Annotated in this window: 15 protein-coding genes; 8 read left to right on the top strand and 7 right to left on the bottom strand. The window is 43.3% G+C overall.

Annotation, left to right across the window (positions count from 1 at the left end; genetic code table 11):
* Window positions 1–26: 26 nt before the first annotated feature.
* From AC3A14_RS12710 to AC3A14_RS12695, 4 genes are all read right to left on the bottom strand, one after another.
* On the bottom strand, window positions 27–584 hold the full coding sequence (locus tag AC3A14_RS12710; RefSeq protein ID WP_318732579.1) for a hypothetical protein: 558 nt from the start codon (window positions 582–584) through the stop codon (window positions 27–29).
* Between the two features lie 171 nt (window positions 585–755).
* Window positions 756–1,817, bottom strand: a complete 1,062-nt coding sequence (locus tag AC3A14_RS12705) for a hypothetical protein (protein ID WP_318732580.1) — start codon at window positions 1,815–1,817, stop codon at window positions 756–758.
* Between the two features lie 70 nt (window positions 1,818–1,887).
* Complete coding sequence (locus AC3A14_RS12700; protein WP_318700930.1) at window positions 1,888–2,784, bottom strand: hypothetical protein; 897 nt, start codon at window positions 2,782–2,784, stop codon at window positions 1,888–1,890.
* A 99-nt stretch (window positions 2,785–2,883) separates the two neighbouring features.
* A complete protein-coding gene (locus tag AC3A14_RS12695; protein ID WP_318732582.1) occupies window positions 2,884–3,786 on the bottom strand; it encodes an alpha/beta fold hydrolase in 903 nt (300 codons plus the stop codon).
* Window positions 3,787–3,893: 107 nt separating this feature from the next.
* Between AC3A14_RS12695 and AC3A14_RS12690 the strand changes: the two genes are divergently transcribed.
* The 3 genes from AC3A14_RS12690 to AC3A14_RS12680 all read left to right on the top strand — a co-directional run bounded on the left by AC3A14_RS12690 (window position 3,894) and on the right by AC3A14_RS12680 (window position 6,632).
* Window positions 3,894–4,217, top strand: coding sequence for a thioredoxin family protein (locus AC3A14_RS12690; RefSeq protein ID WP_318732583.1), 324 nt, complete (start codon window positions 3,894–3,896; stop codon window positions 4,215–4,217).
* A gap of 34 nt (window positions 4,218–4,251) precedes the next feature.
* On the top strand, window positions 4,252–5,424 hold the full coding sequence (locus AC3A14_RS12685; RefSeq protein ID WP_413039079.1) for an LL-diaminopimelate aminotransferase: 1,173 nt from the start codon (window positions 4,252–4,254) through the stop codon (window positions 5,422–5,424).
* A 332-nt stretch (window positions 5,425–5,756) separates the two neighbouring features.
* Entirely contained in the window at window positions 5,757–6,632 is an 876-nt protein-coding gene (locus tag AC3A14_RS12680; RefSeq protein ID WP_318732585.1) for an NF038130 family PEP-CTERM protein, read from the top strand.
* A gap of 377 nt (window positions 6,633–7,009) precedes the next feature.
* On the opposite strand, the gene AC3A14_RS12675 is transcribed toward AC3A14_RS12680, so the two are convergent.
* The gene (locus tag AC3A14_RS12675; RefSeq protein WP_318732586.1) at window positions 7,010–7,168 is read right to left on the bottom strand and encodes a hypothetical protein; all 159 of its coding nucleotides are present in this window, start codon (window positions 7,166–7,168) and stop codon (window positions 7,010–7,012) included.
* Window positions 7,169–7,595: 427 nt separating this feature from the next.
* Here AC3A14_RS12675 and AC3A14_RS12670 point away from each other — a divergent pair, with 427 nt between their 5' ends.
* The 4 genes from AC3A14_RS12670 (at window position 7,596) to proX (AC3A14_RS12655) (ending at window position 14,514) form a co-directional block, all read left to right on the top strand.
* Window positions 7,596–11,174 carry a glycosyltransferase gene (locus AC3A14_RS12670; RefSeq protein ID WP_318732587.1) on the top strand — a complete coding sequence of 1,193 codons (3,579 nt, stop codon included), beginning with the start codon at window positions 7,596–7,598 and terminating at the stop codon, window positions 11,172–11,174.
* A 10-nt stretch (window positions 11,175–11,184) separates the two neighbouring features.
* Window positions 11,185–12,198, top strand: a complete 1,014-nt coding sequence (proX, locus tag AC3A14_RS12665; protein WP_318732588.1) for a glycine betaine/L-proline ABC transporter substrate-binding protein ProX — start codon at window positions 11,185–11,187, stop codon at window positions 12,196–12,198.
* 74 nt (window positions 12,199–12,272) lie between these two features.
* Entirely contained in the window at window positions 12,273–13,316 is a 1,044-nt protein-coding gene (gene proX / locus AC3A14_RS12660; protein WP_487779014.1) for a glycine betaine/L-proline ABC transporter substrate-binding protein ProX, read from the top strand.
* A gap of 154 nt (window positions 13,317–13,470) precedes the next feature.
* Window positions 13,471–14,514 (top strand): glycine betaine/L-proline ABC transporter substrate-binding protein ProX, encoded by a 1,044-nt coding sequence (proX, locus tag AC3A14_RS12655; RefSeq protein WP_318732590.1) that lies wholly within the window; start codon window positions 13,471–13,473, stop codon window positions 14,512–14,514.
* Between the two features lie 287 nt (window positions 14,515–14,801).
* Here proX (AC3A14_RS12655) and AC3A14_RS12650 read toward each other — a convergent pair whose 3' ends face one another.
* Both AC3A14_RS12650 and AC3A14_RS12645 read right to left on the bottom strand, forming a co-directional pair.
* Complete coding sequence (locus AC3A14_RS12650) at window positions 14,802–15,737, bottom strand: acyl-CoA desaturase (RefSeq protein WP_318700756.1); 936 nt, start codon at window positions 15,735–15,737, stop codon at window positions 14,802–14,804.
* Window positions 15,738–15,924: 187 nt separating this feature from the next.
* Window positions 15,925–17,388, bottom strand: a complete 1,464-nt coding sequence (locus AC3A14_RS12645; protein WP_318732591.1) for an adenylate/guanylate cyclase domain-containing protein — start codon at window positions 17,386–17,388, stop codon at window positions 15,925–15,927.
* Between the two features lie 117 nt (window positions 17,389–17,505).
* Between AC3A14_RS12645 and AC3A14_RS12640 the strand changes: the two genes are divergently transcribed.
* On the top strand, window positions 17,506–17,814 hold the full coding sequence (locus tag AC3A14_RS12640; protein ID WP_318732592.1) for a DUF3181 family protein: 309 nt from the start codon (window positions 17,506–17,508) through the stop codon (window positions 17,812–17,814).
* Window positions 17,815–18,024: the final 210 nt, after the last annotated feature.

Below are 18,024 nucleotides of genomic sequence, written 5' to 3'. Positions count from 1 at the left end.
ACTTAATCTTTTTGACTACATGAGGCTTAGTAGCATTTTGTTTCTCCAATCCAAGAATCTCCTGAGTAATACCGATCCATAAACTTGGCAAATCCCTCTGCATCAGTAGAATTATTAAATGACGCGATTTGAATTTTGCCTCTTTCTCTAGCGGTAGACTGGCTTTGAGCATTAGGAACATCTCTACAGTTGCGAACGATCTTATTCCAGTTAGAGCTAGTATAGGTTATGAAAACTGGATGCCAGCAATTATTACTGCTTGAGGAATGGCCGCACTGTTGTTTAGGATAACCGGTTTCGTACCATGCTGCCCCTCTCTGTATTTGATTGCTCGATGACCGTGAAGAACTATTGGAGCTATAAATGCCTGCATTTGATATCCACGCTACCATAATTAAAATAATTAATCCAGATACAATCCAGCCCCAACCACTGAACTTCTCCCGAGCTTTCAGATAATTAGTTCCTCGATCGATTTCTCCTTGTATGTCTCGCCTCAGTGCTGCCATATCATTAACTAAATTGTTTTTCAAGTTAGTTAACTGGGTTGAGAATTGCTGCAAGTCTTGATAATTTTGGGGCATTGAACCTAAATTTGAGAACTGCCTATATGCAGAGTTGAGTTTATTCAGGAAAACCGAAAGCCAATCCACCTCACGAAAATTATTAAGCACTTCATTGAATAGGGATATATTACGATCGATTTTATCTTGTTCCTGCTTGACTAACTGAATTTGCTGTTGCAGTTTGTCGATCTACAAATTCGGTTCTTTGAGGCGATCGTCTTTTCTTGCTCTCAAAAAGCTATTCAAAGAAGGATTGCTTGAAACTTCTATCCCTGATGTAAACATCGCGGATAGATCGTAGCATCGCTCCTTAAGCAAAGCTATGCTATTTTCCATGTCTGTTATCACCATTCTCGATAGATCTAAAGTTTGAGCGTTGATTGGCATGGGTTCGTCAAACAAAATCGCCTGAGTCAGCTTTTCAAGATCGCTATCTTTGCTGGTGCTTTCTTTCAAGAAACGCATCTTCAGTTGATTGCCCAAGGTTTTCTGGAAATCTCGATCTCCAGAATCAGAGTACGAGCGAAATATTTGCTCAGTTTTCACGAACGCTTCTTCCCTAACAGTAGCGTTACTAGAAGCCAATCCTAGCTCGACTCCTCGAATTTGAGTAAGGTGAAGGACTCCTCGAACAACACTAATGTAAGTGTAATCGCTCATCTGTCCGTTGAAAAGTTCTGATATCGGCCCGTAAGACCAAAACTCTAATAATCTTTCACATTCAGCAGTAAGTCGCCCTCTTGTACTGAACTGCGTAGTTCTTGTTATCTCTTCAAATTTTCGATCTAAAATTTCATTTTGAAGTCGTCTGGGAGGCTCAGATAAATTACCTCCTTCTGGATGCTCTATATGATCTGGAGAAAATCCTATTTCCCTTAATGCTTCTAAGGCAGCCCAGGCAGTGAGATCGCTTTTTCGACTTTGAGCTTCCGTACATAGGAGCTTTAATAAATCTTGGCTTTCTTGAGAGGCACAGGAGGCTAATAGTTGCTTGTAAGCTCGAGGCACTTTACCCAAACTCTGAATGGCTAATGCTTTAATAGGAGCCTTAGTTGAGTTACGAATCAGGGTGATAAAGTATGGGATGGCTGCTTCGGGGTCGTTTTCGGCAATGGAGAAGAACATCTCGACACGATCGCCCACATTAGCCATACTGTTAAAGCACAGACTGAGATCGGCAGCATTATTAATCGAAATTGGTTGCCCAAGATGGGAGTTGAGCGATACCGGCTGAATCTCTGAGAAGTCCATGGCTCTACACCTGGGTGTATATTCAGTAGCTTACCCTAGAGTATAGAATAAGTCTCAGTTTAGTTGGCTGTCAAGGTTGGCGATCGCCAAATCGCTCCAACAACTCCTCACGGGATAACTGCAAACACAAAGGCATAAACTCATCCGGAGATAACACCAACAAAGAGTTAATGATGCCCAAAAGTGCCTCATCCAACTCACCAAACCGAGTTCGCAATAAGGCTTCAATCATCAAGCGCTGACCCTGTTGAAGTCCTTCTTGTAGAGTATCTTCTCGCCATTGTAGATACGCTGGTGATAATTCCATAATCAACTCCCTTTCTTCTGTTTCTAACTCTATTTTACTGGCAACATTAATCCGCCATATTCCCACTAACTGTAGAATATTTTGCCGTTGAGGATGTTCTCTCGGTAACTCTAGCACTTGTTCAATGGCTCTTTTCTGAGTTCCTCCTTTCCCCAACAGCCTTAACCATAGGGTTTCTGAGATTTCCAGCAGTTGGTTGATAGCAATAATACCCGCTTTGAGGGTTTCTCCTAAAAGATACACTCCTGCACACCATTTTTTTAAGTCAGGACGAGCAGCTAATCCTTCTAATACTCTCTCAGAAACAGTTGGCGTTAAAATCCATAGTCGAGGTAATTGCTCTTCCTCCAGGGTTCGCTGTTCCCGTTTGGCTTGACGTTGCAGTTCTGCATGGACATGGAACAGCTTGAGAATACAGTTGCGAATTTCTGGGTTGCTGGGACAATTGCGATAGGGTTCTAGTAAACAAGGCGTAGAAGCGAGTTGAGAGAGTAAACCCAAGGCTGGAGGGTTGTTTGGCGGTTTAGGGGATGGCTCGAAGATCAGGTCAATAGCCAGAGTTTCCCCTGGAATTTCCTGGCTAATTTCTACTTCTCCCAGGGGTTCGAGCAGTTCTTTGAGGTACTGCTTGGCAAATTGATCGTGGGGTTGGCGCGTCACGACAAGAGGGCGGTTGAGTAGAATTGATATTCTATTTTATTACAGTTGGGGCGATCGCCACGGTAGTTGAGTGCAAAGTTTGCAGCTTAATCTTCATCTTCATCTCAAGCGTAAGGAGGGTTGGCTACAGTGTTCTAAAATCAGTTCGGCAGTTTTTTGCGGTTGTTCTAAGTGGGGGGTATGGCCAGACTGCTCGATCCAAATCAGTTTAGCCTGGGGGATGGCCTTCTGGAATTTGGCTGCATCAGCAGTACCGAGGATGCGATCGCCCTCTCCCCATAAAATCAGTGTCGGATGGGTAACTTTCCCAACTTTATCAGCCATATTATTGTAGCCACCACTGAGGGTAAAACTGACCATCGCTTCTGTCCAATAAGGCATCTTTAAATGCAGTGCCCCACAGAGCCGAGCATCAACAGAAGCCCATTTGCGATCATAATAGGCTTGGACTGCAACAGACTGTCTAACCCAAGATTGACGTAAAAATTTAGCTGCCCCATAGACGAGAGGTTTTAACCATTGTGCGGTAATAGCCTGACCGTTAGCAAATCCAGCACTATCAATTAACACTAACTGTTCTACGGCTTCGGGATAGCTAAGGCTAAAATCGATCGCCGTTGCACCTCCCATAGAAACGCCGACTAAAATCATCGGTTTTTGAATTAGAGTTTGCCAAACTGAATGTAAATGAACCTTAATCGCTTCTGGATTCACGGGTAAATTGGGCCGTCTTTCAGTGAACCCAAACCCGAATAAATCGATCGCCCAAGTCTCCTGATGTTCCGCTAGCAGAGGGAGTAACCGCCGAAACTCTAACACCGAACTATCAAACCCAGGCAATAATACAATTGGAGTACCGTCGTTGCCTTCATGGAGATAGGACGTAACAATGGGTTCGGGACTTAAAGGAGTGGCGATCGCCTCCTCTTGGAGCGCTTGGATCGTACGGATAGATGTCTCTTCGGTAAACGTGTTCAGCTCAGAGGCAACAATAGGATTCATGGAAAGAAGCTCTAATTTTAGTTGATTAAAAAGAAAGTCCCGGATCGGGGTATAATAACCTAACCTAACTTAAAATGGGTCGTTTCCAGAACTGCTGTGATTGTTTTATGAGTACCCCAATTACGATTACCGACGATCAATTTCAATCTCAAGTCCTCGAAGCCTCTAAGTCTGTGCTAGTATACTTTTGGGCGAATTGGTGCGGCCCTTGTCGCTTGGTGACTCCTTCGATTAATCAAATTGCCAGCGAATATGGCGATCGCCTCAAAGTCGTAAAAATGGAAGTAGACCCCAATCCTAAAGCAGTAGATAAATATAAAGTAGAAGGCGTTCCGGGACTACGCCTATTCAAATCTGGAGAGCTGATTGCTTCTGGCGAAGGGGCACTCACCAAACAACAATTAGTGGAAATGATTGAACCTCACCTGTAACCCATCCCCCCATCCCCCCATTCCCTACCTCATGATTCGTTTTGCCGATCGCCTCAAATCGTTTGAACATAATGTCTTTGCCGATATGGATCGCGGCAAAGGGAAAGCTAGAGCTGCTGGTTTAGAAGTCATTGATTTATCCTTGGGATCGTCCGATCAACCCACTGCCCCCCAGGTGATAGAGGCGATCGCCCAAACTCTCCCCGATACCCGCACCCACGGCTATCAACTGTTCAACAGTACCCTCCCGTTTCGACAAGCCTGTGCGAAGTGGTACACCAATAAATACAATATTCCTGTCGATCCAGAAACCGAAGTCCTGGCTTTAATTGGTTCTCAAGAAGGAACCGCTCACCTTCCTCTAGCCATCCTTAACCCCGGAGATATCGCTATTTTGCTCGATCCGGGCTATCCCTCTCACTATGGTGGCGTTTGCTTTGCCGGGGGAGAACTTTACACTCTCCCGTTGCGAGAAGAGAATGGATTTTTACCCAACTTTAGCGATATTCCCCCATCTGTTTTAGACAAAGCGCGGATGATGGTTCTCAACTATCCCCATAATCCGACTTCCGCCACTGCGCCCTTATCCTTCTTCAAAGATGCAGTAGACCTATGCTTGCGCCACAATATCGCCCTCGTCCACGATGCACCCTATGCCGAATTTGTCTTTGATGGCAAACCTGCGTCCCCTTCCGTCCTACAAGCAGACCCCGATAAGGCGATCTCCATCGAATTGTTCTCGTTCTCCAAAACCTATAGTATGGGTGGATTTCGGGTGGGTTATGCGATCGGCAATCCCCAGTTGATAGCTGGATTGCGCCAAGTCAAGGCAGTGGTAGACTTTAATCAGTACCAAGGCATCTTTAATGGGGCGATCGCCGCCCTCCAAGGCTCCCAAACCCATATTCAGTCTACGATTAACCGCTTTCAACAGCGTCGAGATGCCTTTATTAGCGCCATGGACGACATCGGTTGGCTGATTTCTCCCTCCGCTGCTACTATGTTTGTCTGGGCTAAATTACCGAAAAAATGGGAAAAACACTCAGTCGAATTTTGCACCCAACTCGTGGAAACTGCAGGGGTAGCAGCCTCTCCTGGAGCCGGTTTTGGCCCTTCTGGAGAGGGATTTGTCCGTTTTGCCCTCGTCCATGACCCCCACATTCTCCAACAGGCAGCCGTTCGGATCGGCCAGTTTTTGCAATCGTAGAAATACGGAAAATGGCATCTCAAGTTCCTTGAAAACTTTATAGAAACTTGTTGTAATCTTCATCCTAACTTCACCATAGGTCAAGGGTTTGAGGCTATCATAGGAGCAAGTTGCGAGGCAATAACTTCCCCAAACTGAGCCACCCAAAGCGAGGAAGAAAATAGAGTTTCTCCAAAGAATAACAATCACGTTACTCTAGTGAACTCGGTCACATATCTTCCCCAAACATCAACTTAAGATGGGACTCGGTTCAGAGGATAGCAAGTTCCCAACAACTTATTGAAGATTACAAGTCAACACAACACACTTAAGAATTCTAGGAGCTTGAAATTATGTTTAACACTATAAAAAAAATCGCTATGGGTGCTTCCGTTGTCGCTAGTGTTAGCGTCCTCGGCACTCCCGCATTCGCTGGTACTTTAACTGGAGTTAGCACCAGTGGAGATGTTCGCGTATTTCAAGAAATTGGTGGCGGACAAGTTCAACTTTCTGGTAGCAACGACAACGCAACCATTATGGAAGCTCTGGGAAATACAGGTAATGTTGAGCTAGACGACAACATCGACTATGGTTGGGCGAATGAAACCCCCTCAACCTTAACCGCTAACTTCACCGACGGCAGCATCACCTTTGGTTCCGTCGGTCAAGCTGACTGGTTAGGTGGACTCGGAACTACCTGGACTAACGGAATTTATAGCGCTTACAGCAGTCAGTTCAATTCCTTGGGTATTACCTCTGCTAATGCTCTTTTATGGAGCATCAACAACAACCCCCTCTTGTCCACCAAAAATGTTTTCCAACGTTTGAGCGACCCCAACATTCAATCTGTTACGAGCAACAATGGCGAATACTCCTTTGAATTAGCCGGTCATAACACCTTCGCTAGCGGTTTACAACTTAATGTAGCCGACCCACTCTACCCTGTATTATCCCAAATGATGGCTAGTGAAGTCGTTAAATACAGCTTGGACGGAGGTACAAAATGGAATTACGCTTACAGCTTTGGTACTCCCGGTTCCGCAGGTGAATTCGATCAAGGTTCCTATCAATCTGGTGTAGTTGATGCCGGTGATGGCTTCTCCTTCACCCGCAACTTCAAGTTCAAAGTAGGCGAACCTGCTGCTAAAGTTCCCGAACCTTCCACTCTCCTCGGTTTAGCTGCCATTGGCGGTCTGGTTGCTGCTTCCAAGCACCGCAAGAATGCCTAGGTCAAGTCCTGTTGAAGCTGGTATGCATCAAGTCAGGTAGTCTGATTTCCTCCGAATTAAACTATATGAAGAACTTGGGGAGCTTAATAACTCCCTTTTTCTGTTCTTTTTGGGAATCTGAAGTCTGTTTAACCCTAGAACCTCAGCCATACAAGCTATTGCAAGAGTGCCAATTATCAATGCGATCGATAATTCTATCAATATCTAGATCGCAGATTTTGAAATGCCACTTTTTCTCATGAGAATATGAAGCCATAGCTATTTCCCTAACCGAAACTCTCATTCCCCAAACCCGACAGACCCCTTGCAGTTGTTGAGACTCACCCTTTCTCAAATGAGAAAAGAGGACTCGGGCTAGTAAGGACTTTTCCTTGTGTTCAATATGATCGCTCTGTCGAGTCCTGAGCCGGAAAGCCACAGAAGGCTCGCTTACGCAAGTATCCCACCCAAGCCTTTCCGATAAACTCCCAGTCTCCACAGATGAAGGCAATTTCAGCATCAGGGAAAAGACGATGAAAGGCTTCGATAAATCTCATTCTCTCATCGCTGTTACTATTTTGGATGGGTCAATTTGGTTAGAGTGAAAATATTCATTAACCAGGCTCCACGTCTGCTTTATGTAGGTGTCTATGTTTCACACACTTTTCACACATTTTCAAGGTTCAGTGCGTGAGACATATGTAAGGCAGGGGTTTTAGCTATTGAGTGGCGTTAGCTGAGAAACAATACCTTCAGTTCGATTCTGCCTAGCTCCATTAATAATTAACTCCTATAGGTTGCCTTTGATTGAACTTAACAAGGGGCCCAGAGTAACTTGCCTCCTAATGATCGCCAAAGGTATGGTTAGCCAAGAAGCCGCTACACATCGATCGCCGATCGCAATCTTCAGCTATTCTGTTACAGTGTTGCTAATCGACTCTGGAACCACCAGTTCCAGCTTGATTTGGAGTGGACTATCTTTGCATGAAAAAATCCCTGAACCCCCTGATACAGACGGTGAAAGCGCCCCTGAAGGCTTTACTGAAGCGCTCTCCCAACCTAGAAGTCAATCCCACGGGAGACCTCCAGGGGTTTTTAGAAAGTCCAAATGCCATTGAACGCAACGTCAGTGGGGTATTGCGAATTGCGGGTTGGGTGTTTCATCATCGTCACGCGATTGAGTCGCTGACGCTGATTCAAGATGAGAGTAGGGAAGAAACTATCACCTATGGAGAGCCTCGTCCCGATGTAGCGCAAGCGTTTATTGATGCTCCCTCGGCTGAGAATAGTGGCTTTGGCTGGAATTTACCCATTGAACCCAATTATTCTGGGGAGATTGCCATCAAGATTATGGCGAATTTAGAGAATGGAGATTCAGTCTGTTGTTTTGCCCGTACTATTACGATTCAAAATGTGTACGAGCGTCCGCCAAAACTGAAAGTTTCCCAGATGATTTCTGGGTTTATGACTAAGGCGGTTCTAGCTTATAAACAGCGCGGGGGAATTCCCTTATCTCCTCTGGTTTGGATTCGGTTTGTTAAGCGCTACTACGACCAAACCCAAACTCAGGAATTTGTATCCTATTCTACGATTATTCATCCTTGGCAACAGGAAGACCCCTATCAGCGTTGGCTAGATCATAATCGCTTAACGGCTAAGGTGCGGGAATTGATGGCAGAGTCGGCACAACATTTAGAAAAAACGGGTGTAAAAATCAGTGTAGTTGTTCCCGTTTACAATCCACCGAAGGGCTTTTTAGAAGAAACGATCGCCTCAGTACAAGCGCAAATTTATCCCAACTGGGAATTATGTTTGGCGGATGATGCCTCGACTCAACCTCATGTTAAGCAAGTTTTGACCGAAGCGCAAGCATCAGATTCTCGGATCAAAGTTGTATTTAGAACCGAAAATGGCCATATTGTCAAGGCGACCCATTCAGCTCTAGAGGTGGCAACGGGGGACTATATCGCCCTTTTAGACCATGATGACCTGTTATCTCCCGATGCGCTACTACATGTAGCAGAATGTGTAGACCAATACCCGGATGTGGATTGGATGTATACGGATGAGGACAAAATTACGCCGACAGGAGAGCGTTATGGATACCAAATGAAGGGGGTTTGGAGTCCAGAAATGGCGATCGCCCACAATTATACCCACCATTTAGCCGTCATTCGCAAGCGCTTAATTGACGAGGTGGGAGGACTGCGATCGGGTTTAGAGGGAGCGCAGGATATCGATCTTTACCTGCGGGTGCGGGAAAAGACGACGATGGATAGGGTACGTCATATTCCCCACGTCTGTTATCATTGGCGCGTCCACCCGGAAAGTACGGCATCGAAGGGAACGCAGAAAACCTATGTCTTTGATAGTGCCTATCGAGCAATTTCTGATACTCTGGAGCGACGCAATTTAAAGGCGAAACCCTTTTTACCGGCTTTAGCCACCAAGTACGGGTTATGTTTGCATCAGTTGGAATGGGATGCTTCAATTTTAGTGGAAAATCCCGTTACCATTGTGATTCCGACTCGCGATCGCACGGAAATCTTATCGGAATGTATTGCTAGTTTGGAGAAAACTGTAGATCCGCGCTACGTGCAAGTGATTATTGTTGACGATCAGTCTACGGAACCCAAGACAGAAGAATTTTTTAGTCAACTGGAAAATGGTTCTTTAACCTCCCTAGGAGACCTCAAATTAACCTATCAGGTGATTAGAACCCAACGCCCTGACCCCAGTTTAAGCGGACGGGAGGGCTTTAACTATTCTCGCTTAGTGAATCTTGGTGCTGCACAGGTGAAAACGCCCCTCATGTTGCAGCTTAACAATGATATTACGGCGATCGCCCCCGGTTGGCTCGAAGACATGGTGGGATGGATGTCCATTGAAGGAGTCGGAGTCGTTGGCGCTCGCCTCCTTTATCCTGATAATACCCTACAACATGCCGGCGTTTGTATCGGCCCCAATGGTGGATTAGCCGGTCATTTATTCCACGGGTTACGCAAAGAAGAACTCGGTTATCTCTTCTATCCCCACACCACCCGAAATGTCTCTGCCGTTACCGGAGCCTGTTTGCTTACATCCACCGAACTTTACCATCAAATCGGGGGATTTGATCGGGAAAAATTGGGCTTAGAACTCAATGATGTGGACTATTGTTTACGGGTGCAAGAAACCGGTAAGCGGATCGTTTATACCCCTCAAGCTACCCTCATTCATCAAGGAAGTGCTTCACGGGGAGACTATTATAATCCCAAGGAACACCTAAATTTTATGGAGCGATATCAGGGGAAAAAAGACCCTTACATTAACTCCAATATTAATATCGACTCCATGACTATGGATTTAAATCCCCTTCACTATGTCCATAGTCGTCGAATTTCCGGGATAAAAATTCTTCTGGTTACCCACAATTTAGCCCTCGAAGGCGCTCCCTTAATGGCTTACAATTTTGCCAAGCATTTTGTCGAGTCGGGAGAATGCCAAGTTAATGTTGTTTCCCTCGTCGATGGACCGTTACGCAACGATTACGAAGCGCTTAATATTCCGGTTAAACTAATTGAAGATAATCTGCAACGGGTCGATAATAGCCTAGAAACCTACCATCAGCGTCTCCAACAGGTGGGAAAAGTCCTAGACATGACCGAGTTCGATCTGGTGATGTCCAATACGATGGTCGGTTTTTGGGGAATAGAATTAGCCCAATTGTTTGGCTTACCGAGTATTTGGCATATCCATGAAAGTTGCACCGTTGAGCGCAGTTTACGAAACTTTTTTGGTGACTCTCCTCCACAAGTGATGCGGGGTTTATTGGAGCGTTGTTTTCAGAATGCATCGCGGGTTATCTTTGTCGCTGATGCCACGCGGCAAATTTTCCACGATCTCGATATTCACGGCCGTTTTCGGACGATTCCTGGAGGCATGAATTTAGAAAAAATTGCCGAGTTTCGCCAAAGTAATAGCAAATCTTATTTACGGCAGAAATATGGGATTTCTGAAGAAAAAACAGTGATTTCGGTGATTGGAACAACGTGCGAGCGTAAAGGACAGCATATTTTCTTAGAAGCCATTAAGCAATTAGAGAAGATTTATCCAGTCTCGCAGTTTAAGAACCTAGAGTTTCTGATTGTGGGAACTCGCGAAATTATCTATCTTGACTATTTGCGTCAAGTGCAAGAGAGGCTAAAGCTGGATTACGTGAAAATGTATCCAGAAACGCGCTATGTGTTTGACTTTTTTGGCTTAACCGATATATTTGTATGTACCAGTTTTGAAGAGTCTTTTCCGAGGGTGGTTTTAGAAGCGATGGCGTTTGAGTTAAAAATTGTCAGCACGAATGTGTTTGGGATACCGGAGATGATCGGCGATCGCCACGAAGGGTATTTGGTGCGTCCTGGCGATCCAGAAGCCTTAGCCAACGTCTTGGTGGAGGCGATCGAAACTGACTATGCCAATCGTTTACGCGGAAATGCTTACGCACGAGTGAATCGTTTATTTGACAACCAAAAACAGTTGCCGAAACACTTGGCAATGGTGAAAGAAACCATCTTACAAAATGAATAAAAGAATATCAATGTTAAAATCCCGATTAATTCCTACAACTCTTTCCCTAATGATAGGATTAATCGCCTGCCAACCCACCCAAAGAGCCGATAAACATTCTGAACCCGTTACGATTAGAGCCGCCCATAGTGGTTTTGTGGAAGAAAGTTTTCAAACAGAAGTTGTAAATTTGGGACTAGAAAAATTGGGTTACACTATAGATACCGTCAAAGAACTAGATTACTCTGTTATCTATATTTCTCTGGCTAATAGCGACCTCGATTATACGGTCATCTATTATAACCCAGCCCATAAAGATTTTTTTGAAAATGCTGGTGGTAATGAAAAATTGGAGATCTCAGGATTGTTGATTCCTGAAGGAAGCCAAGGATACAGAATTGACAAGAAAACAGCCGATCAATATGGAATTAATAACATTGCTCAATTGAAAGATCCACAACTGGCAAAACTATTCGATTTAGATGGAAATGGAAAAGCCAATTTAGCGGGATGTAATACAGGTTGGAGTTGCGAAGCGATGATCGATCATCACATCCAAGCCTACGAACTCGAAGATACCGTTGAACAAGATCGAGGAAATTATACTGCTCTTCTGGCTAATGTAATTACTCGTTATGAACAAGGAAAACCCATTTTATTCTATGCCTATAATCCCCATTGGATATTTGCCATTTTAGAAACGGATCAAGAAGCGGTTTGGTTAGAAGTTCCTTTTACCTCTCTCCCAGAAGGATTGAGTAATTTAACCGCACAAGAGACTACATTTAATGGCAAAAATACAGGGTTTCCAGGAAGCCAACAGAATATGGTGATTAATAAAACCTTTGCAGACAATTATCCCATTGCAAAACGTTGGTTTGAGAGGGTACAAATCCCCCTTCCAGATAGGGATAAAATAAGTTTACGGATTAAAGAAGGTGAAAATTCTCAGGAGGATATCCGCCGTTTAGCAGAAGAATGGGTGAGTGCAAATCAAGAGCAGTTCGATCAATGGTTGGCTGAAGCGAAAGGAGCAAATCAATAAATTTTATGAAGATAAATAGATAAATATAGATCAAAATTGTTATCATTATTTTGCAATGTCTGATTTAGAATATCGTGACTATTAAACCCTCTCAAAAAAATATCATATTCACGGCTTTTATGTCTCTATTGCTTGGATTAATGTCCTGTCAAACCACATCTGAACCTAGTGGTTCGAGCGGTAACTTATCCCTCGAAGAGGTAACTATTCGTTCTGGACATAGTAGCTGGGTTGAGGAAAGTTTTCAAACTCAAATTGTCAATCTAGGTCTAGAAAAGCTAGGCTATACCATCGATCCAGTAAAAGAATTGGAGTATCCAGCAGTTTATCTTTCTGTTGCCAATGGAGATTTAGATTATAGCGTTGTGTATTATCAACCGGGGCATAATGATTTCTTTAAGAATGCTGGTGGTGAAGAAAAATTAGTCGGTTTGGGGCTTTTAACGACATCAGGACTCCAAGGATATCTGATTGATAAAAAAACAGCAGAGGAGTACAATATTTCTAATCTAGAACAATTTCAAGATCCAGAAATTGCTAAATTGTTTGACTTTGATGGAGATGGAAAAGCAAATTTAACTGGATGTAATCCAGGTTGGAGTTGTGAGCTAACCACAAATCATCATATTGAAGCCTATAAACTTCAAGATACAGTAGAGCACGATCAAGGAAGTTATACGGCTTTATTAGCTGATGCAATGACTCGTTATGAAGAGGAAGAACCAATCTTCTATTATACCTATAATCCCCATTGGATTAGTGCTGTGTTAAAGCCAGGTGAAGATGTGATTTGGCTAGAAGTCCCTTTTACTTCTTTACCAGGAGATTCGAGCGATCTTTCAGAAAAAGATACTACATTTGAGGGTAAAAATCTTGGGTTACCTGCCAATACTCAGCAAGTTATATCTAACCCGATGTTTTTAGAAAATAATCCAGTTGCAAAACGCTGGTTTGAATTGGTGCAAATTCCTCTGGAAGATATGAATGAAGCAAGTTTACGGATTAAAGAAGGGGAGAATACAGCAGAAGATCTACGCCGTATGGCACAAGAGTGGGTGAGTGAAAATCAAGAGCAGTTTGATCGCTGGATTGAAGAGGCAAAAGGAGCCAGTGAATAAACGAGTATAATCGATGCGGCTTAACCTATATAGCGCTTTGAATACACAATAGCTAGCATTGCTTAGAGTCTAAGGTTTCAAGCTATACTCTAGAGAAGAGAGAATCGCTATACTCATAATCCTTTGCTTCGTCTTCTCCTCTATTAGGAATCTCATGACTATCCAATTCTCTCAAAAATTTATCATACTCACTGCTTTTATGTCTGTGTTGCTTGGATTAATGTCCTGTCAACCTACATCTGAATCTAGTGATTCGAGGGGTAACTTGTCACTGGAAGAGGTAACTATTCGTTCGGGACATAGTAGCTGGGTTGAGGAAAGTTTTCAAACTCAGGTTGTTAATTTAGGTCTAGAAACGCTAGGTTATAAAATCGATCCAGTAAAAGAGCTGGAATATCCAGCAATTTACATTGCTGTTGCTAACGGAGATTTAGATTATAGCGTTGTTTATTATCAACCTGGGCATGAACTTTTTTTTGAAAATGCTGGTGGGGAAGAAAAGTTAATCGGGTTAGGGCTTTTAATTCCATCAGCAACTCAAGGATATCTGATTGATAAAAAGACAGCAGATAAATATGAAATTTATAATATAGAGCAGCTTCAAGATCCAGAAATTGCCAAACTGTTTGATTTGGATAGTGATGGTAAAGCAAATTTAACTGGATGTAATCCGGGTTGGGGTTGTGAGTTGGGGATCAATCATCACATTAAGGAGTATGAACTTCAAGATACAGTGGAACACGATCAAGGAAGTTATGTGGCTTTATTGGCGGATGCTATTACTCGTTATGAAGAAGGAGAATCTATTTTATATTATGCCTATAATCCCCATTGGATTTTTGTCATTTTAAAGCTAAATGAGGATGTGATTTGGTTAGAAGTTCCTTTTACTTCTTCCCCAGAATATATTACTGATTTAACTGAGGAGGATACTACATTTAATGGAAAGAATCTTGGTTTTTCTAGACCAACTCAGAAAGTGATATCTAACCCAAAATTTATAGCGGATAATCCAGTAGCTAAACGCTGGTTTGAGTTGGTGCAAATTCCCCTGGAAGATATGAATGAGGCAAGTTTACGGATTAAAGGAGGGCAGAATACGACGGAAGATATGCGCCGTCTGGCTCAAGAATGGGTGAAGGATAATCAAGAGCAGTTCGATCGCTGGATCGAAGAGGCAAAAGGGGCGGGTAGATAAAGGAATAGCATGTACAGTGCTTTGTGCTTTGATAGGGAGATAGGGGGAGCAAATAATAATTTGATGGAGCTTTTAACTATTCTGCCTATCGTTAAAAACAGTCAATGTAGCTGATAGTACAGAAAAGTGCTGCATTGTGCTCGATCACACAGGGGAGATTAAATACGGGCGATCGCCACTTCCCAAACTAGGTAAGAGTGCTGCGATCGCTAACATATCATCAATAATTAGAATTTCATCCCCCTTTGTCCCAAAGTGACAGAAGAGGGTGAAGCAAGAACTAGGAGCTAATTAGCCAGAACAGCATTTTCCTGTTGCTTGCGCTCAATATCTTGATCCGAAGGGAATTTAACATCCCAGACTAAACCCAGGCGTTGCAGCAGGGCAATCACCCACCAAGAAAAATCGACTTGCCACCAATTCATGCTAAACCGGGCAGAGTAAGGAAAAGCATGATGGTTATTGTGCCAACCTTCCCCTAGAGTAATAATGGCAATCAGGGGATTATTGCGGCTGAAGTCTCCAGTCTTGAAGGGTTGAGTCCCCCACAAATGGCAAATCGAGTTAACGGAGAGGGTTCCTTGGAAACTGAGCATAATTCGTAAAGCTCCGCCCCAGATCAGCCCTCGCAGAGCGCCTTCCCAAGATCCACAAATGGCTCCTTCAATGGCCGCCGGGAGCGCTAAACCCAGTACAATCCAGATTAAACACCAGCGATCGACTATTTGCACAATGCGATCGCTTTTTAAGTCATTGATATAGGGTAAGGGTTCCACCCAAGTTGCACCAACCATCCAACCAAAATGACCATGCCAAAATCCTTGCAGTTGTCCCCAGAAGCTTTTGCCATGTAGGTGGGGCGAATGAACATCTCCAGGTTGATCGCTGTATAGGTGATGCTGGCGATGGTGGCTTACCCAACTGGCAATTGTTCCTTGAGTCGATATACAAGCAGCAATACCGATCAGGGCTTTCAGAATGGGTCCAGTCTTAAACGCTTTATGGGAGAATAAGCGATGATATCCTACACTCACCCCTAGAATGGTGAGGATGTAAAAACCGACGAGTAAGGCGATATCAAGGGGAGTCACCCCTTTTTCCCACCAGATTACTGCGGCGATCGCCACAATGAACCCTATTCTAGGCAGGGTTAAGGTGATCGTGTTAATCACTCTTCGGCGATTAAGATCGGCTATGGCTTCAGAACTACTGTAGTTGGTCATCCAGGAACCTTTTATCAAAATTACTTAAGCACTTTGAGGGATTGTATCAGCTTTTTGACCTTTGCAGAGCAATCTTAGGCTCTTTTAAGGATCTATTAATAGCTCAAAGGCTGACTGAGCAAGAGTTTATTGTCTGAAGTCAATGGCGATTCTATAGAGTGGCGATCGCTCAGGAAGATTCATCGCCCTATGGAGTTATTCGCCCTTCCAGAAAATAGGTAGTCATTTTTCCTTTGCCTTTGACCTCAATCTCACCTCGCTTTTCTAACTGGTAGTCATCTCTCAATGCATTATAGGTTTCTTTTGTTACCTGTATTTTCCCAGGTAGACAATGGGATTCCATTCGGCTGGCAATATTCACCGCATCGCCCCAAAGGTCATAAATAAATTTTTTCTTACCAATCACCCCAGCCACAACTGGCCCGGTATTGATCCCAATGCGGATAGTGAGCAGGGTTTGGTGTTTCAGATTAAACTTAAACACCTCTTCTTGGATTTTCAGCGCCATTTCCGCTACAGCGATCGCCACATTTGGTCGATTGGTGGGTACACCTCCCACGACCATATAATTATCCCCAATGGTTTTAATTTTTTCCAACTGATACTCATCTGCCCAATAATCAAAGGACGAAAAAATTTCATTGAGATAATTGACTAATGTAGGTGCAGAAATTGACGAGGCTAACTTCGTAAATCCCACTATATCTGCGAATAAAATTGTAACTTCAGGAAACCATTCGGCGATCGGATTATGGCCCTGCTTCAATTGGTCAGCGATCGGTTTGGGAAGTATATTGAGCAAGAGGCGATCGGATTTTTGTTGTTCACTTTCGAGTTCTTTATTCGCTTCTTGGAGTTGAGCGGTTCGTTCAACCACTCGCCTTTCCAGCTCTTTCGACGTTTGGCGCAATCGATTAATCACGACAGCAATCGCTGAAAGAGCCAAAATCGAGTGAAACAACAGCATCATCAATGTTTCCTTTAAATGCTCATGAGTTTCTTCAATAAACTCATCTAAAGGTAAAATAATCTCTAAAATCCCACGTACATCTCCTATTTTCCAATCTGTTTTTGGGCTATCTGGATGGGTATTATGACAAGCAACACAAGTTGGCTCCATAATGTCTGCTTGGGCATATCGTAAAGATGAATATCCTGCCATTTTTTCAAATCGGTAATAGGGTTCATTCGGTCTCTTTCTTAGGGCGGATAAAGCATCTTGCTCAAATCGATCGCTAATGGTTTGTTTGATCATCGCTTGGCCACCGCGAAAAGGATAGTCACTATAGAGCTTAACCATCATCCCCGTATTTTGTTCGCCAATCTTCCATCCTAACTTCATCAAGAACGTTGCGGGTAAAGGAATTGCACCTGTAATATTTAGATAATCATGAGAAACAGAAATGCCATCAACATCTTGGGCGCGATCGACCACCTCAGAACTATACAAATTTCTAGCTTCTTGGATTAAATTAGAATAGGAAATTGCTGTTGATATTGCTTGATCTTCAATTAAATTTGATGACATTTCATAGGTATTTGCTAAACCGATACCAATACTCAAACAAAATAATAGAATCAGGCAAACAATAGTATGTTTATAAAAAAAAGAGTTTGATTCTTGAATTAATTTATGAAGGAAGTTATCCATCCGGTTATCGATCCACTCTAGTAGGTCTGTTTTAACATATATTTAAGTTTCGTCAATAAGTAGTGGTTGTATAATTGACTATTACCCGATCTCCAATACTGAAGAGGAGGAACATTCATGAGTCGCAACTATCCCACAGAAGCCATTGAAAACTTAGCGGCAGAAATCGGTGAAAATGTCTATATGGATATTGCCAAATGGCATCTTTATCTCAATGATGCCCATCTTCATACCCCTTTAGCCGAGCGCCTCTATCCTTTATTAGCAGAAGAGCAGCTCGAAGAAAACAAAGTGTTGGAAATTTTGCAAGAGATAACTGTAAAGTTAGGGGGAGGACGCAGGCAAATTCCCCTATTAGATTTAATGCCCATGCAAGCACAGTTAAATTTAATGGATTTACTTGAAGAATTTCAAAGTAACCTTTAATCCTATATTATATGGCGATTGTTCTCTATCCTTCTTCTGTCATTTTCGGAGATCGAGATCGCCTTGGTGAAAAGGTGAATCAATAAAGCTGCGATGGTCTCATCACAAGCGGGAATATACCCTCTGGGGAGGAAGAACGACAGAAGCGTGGAACTATACCCCTCTTTTGTCACTCTGCCGAATCAAGATAGGAATTAAGATAAGGGATTT

Source organism: Roseofilum sp. (assembly GCF_982964205.1).
Note: the sequence above shows the minus strand (reverse complement) of the source record. Positions and strands in the feature narration are given on the sequence as shown.

What these genes read in the sequence shown, in the direction of transcription:
- AC3A14_RS12680 (WP_318732585.1), top strand. Translation starts at nt 5,757, where the DNA reads ATGTTTAACACTATAAAAAAAATCGCTATGGGTGCTTCCGTTGTCGCT.
- AC3A14_RS12690 (WP_318732583.1), top strand. Translation starts at nt 3,894, where the DNA reads ATGAGTACCCCAATTACGATTACCGACGATCAATTTCAATCTCAAGTC.
- AC3A14_RS12710 (WP_318732579.1), bottom strand. Translation starts at nt 584, where the DNA reads ATGCCCCAAAATTATCAAGACTTGCAGCAATTCTCAACCCAGTTAACT.
- AC3A14_RS12675 (WP_318732586.1), bottom strand. Translation starts at nt 7,168, where the DNA reads ATGAGATTTATCGAAGCCTTTCATCGTCTTTTCCCTGATGCTGAAATT.
- AC3A14_RS12645 (WP_318732591.1), bottom strand. Translation starts at nt 17,388, where the DNA reads ATGGATAACTTCCTTCATAAATTAATTCAAGAATCAAACTCTTTTTTT.
- AC3A14_RS12640 (WP_318732592.1), top strand. Translation starts at nt 17,506, where the DNA reads ATGAGTCGCAACTATCCCACAGAAGCCATTGAAAACTTAGCGGCAGAA.
- AC3A14_RS12695 (WP_318732582.1), bottom strand. Translation starts at nt 3,786, where the DNA reads ATGAATCCTATTGTTGCCTCTGAGCTGAACACGTTTACCGAAGAGACA.
- AC3A14_RS12650 (WP_318700756.1), bottom strand. Translation starts at nt 15,737, where the DNA reads ATGACCAACTACAGTAGTTCTGAAGCCATAGCCGATCTTAATCGCCGA.
- proX (WP_318732588.1), top strand. Translation starts at nt 11,185, where the DNA reads ATGTTAAAATCCCGATTAATTCCTACAACTCTTTCCCTAATGATAGGA.
- AC3A14_RS12705 (WP_318732580.1), bottom strand. Translation starts at nt 1,817, where the DNA reads ATGGACTTCTCAGAGATTCAGCCGGTATCGCTCAACTCCCATCTTGGG.
- AC3A14_RS12670 (WP_318732587.1), top strand. Translation starts at nt 7,596, where the DNA reads ATGAAAAAATCCCTGAACCCCCTGATACAGACGGTGAAAGCGCCCCTG.
- proX (WP_318732590.1), top strand. Translation starts at nt 13,471, where the DNA reads ATGACTATCCAATTCTCTCAAAAATTTATCATACTCACTGCTTTTATG.